General features: G+C 73.3%; 1 protein-coding gene. It reads right to left on the reverse strand.

The features are described 5' to 3' along the window. Positions 1–299: 299 nt before the first annotated feature. Positions 300–1,562 (reverse strand): MFS transporter, encoded by a 1,263-nt coding sequence (locus PLL68_RS07345; protein ID WP_324533071.1) that lies wholly within the window; start codon positions 1,560–1,562, stop codon positions 300–302. Between the last annotated feature and the right edge of the window lie 100 nt (positions 1,563–1,662).

A 1,662-nucleotide genomic window follows, 5' to 3' on the forward strand; every position in this document is an offset into this window, starting at 1 on the left:
GCAGGTCGCGGTACCAGAGCAGCGTGTTGCGCCCGCCGAGGTCGACGAGGTGGCGCGTCCAGGCGGCGCGGGCGGTGTCCACGCGGGCGCGCCGGGGGTCGGCGGTGGTGTCGCCCTCGACGGGGCTCACCACGTCGGTCGTCGAGGGCTGGTCGGTCACTTGTGCAGGCTAACAACGTCGAGCCTGCCGGGTGCTCAGGCCCGGGGGCGGGTTGGTGTGGGGTTGGCCAAGGCGCCGCCCGGCCGGGACCCCCGGGGGGGCCAGACGCGCGCTCCACCGCACCCTTGGCACCCCTGCGTCAGGTTCTGGTGTCCTGGATCTGCGGCCGGGCGGTCGACAGGGCCGCGGCCAGGCCGATGGAGATCGCCACCCCGAGGGCCCCGAGGGCCAGCGCCTCGAAGCTCACCTGGTGCACGATCACCCCGGCAAGGGCTCCGCCGCCAGCGGCCATCAGCCCCATGAGCAGGTCGGAGGCCCCCTGCGCGCCGGGGCGTTCGTCGGCGGGTACGGCGGCGGTGAGCAGGGTCGACCCGGCGACGAGGGTGCACGACCACCCGAGGCCGAGCAGGAACAGGCCCAGGAGCAGGGTCCACGACTCCCCCTCGGGTGAGGCCGACGCCAGCAGCGCGGCCGCCGACAGGGTCGCCGACCCCAGCACGGCCACGGCTCGTCCGCCGAAGCGGTCGACGGCCAGGCCCGTGAGCGGGGAGAAGGCGAACATCCCGAGGATGTGGATGCTGATGACGAAGCCGATGACCTCGAGGTCGGCGCCGCCGTGGTTCATGTGCAGCGGGGTCATGACCATGACGCTCACCATGACGACGTGCCCCAGCGCCAGGGTGAGGATGCCGAGGCGCGCGTTGGGGATGCCGGCCGCCACCCTCAGGCCCCGCGTCACCGAGCCGTGGGTCGCGCCGGAGTCGTCGCCGTCGGCCACCCGTCGCTGCCGGGCCTCGATGAGCGGGTCGGGCCGCAGACGCCAGAGCAGGACCGCGATGGCGAGCAGGAGTCCGAGCAGCGAGAACAGGAACGGGCCGGTGAGCAGTGGGAGACCGAGGGCTCGCGCGACCGGCGCGCTCGGGCCGACGAGGTTGGGGCCGACGACGCTGCCGATGGTGGTCGCCCACACGACGATGCTGAGGTCACGCGCACGGTGCTGCGGGTGCGCGAGGTCGGCACCGGCATACCTCGCCTGGCTGTTGGATGCCGTGGCGCCGCCGAACAGCACGCTCGCGACGAGGAGCAGCGGGAAGTTGCGGATCACCCCGGCTGTGATGAGGCCGATCGCGCCGGTCGCGGCCAGCAGGTAACCGAACACCAGACCCGGTCGGCGGCCGTGCGCGGCCATGACGCGGGACATCGGGATGGCGATGAGGGCGGCGCCCAGGACCTGGAAGGTGCCACCGAGACCGGCGAACTGTGCGGAGCCCGAGACGTCCTCGGCGAGCAGGGCGCCGACGGCCACTCCGGCGGACAGGCCGACTCCGCCGAGCACCTGGGTGCCGGCGAGGGTACGCACCACCCGCTGCTGGATGGGGTCGTGCGTGGGCGCCGTGGTCACTCGGGGAAGTATGCCCGGTACCCTGTGGTGGCTCGCGGCCGTGGTCGCGTGCGCCCTCGTAGCTCAGGGGAAGAGCACTTCTCTCCTAAAGAAGGTGTCG

Source organism: Ornithinibacter sp., assembly GCF_035443565.1.
Classification (GTDB): domain Bacteria; phylum Actinomycetota; class Actinomycetes; order Actinomycetales; family Dermatophilaceae; genus Fodinibacter.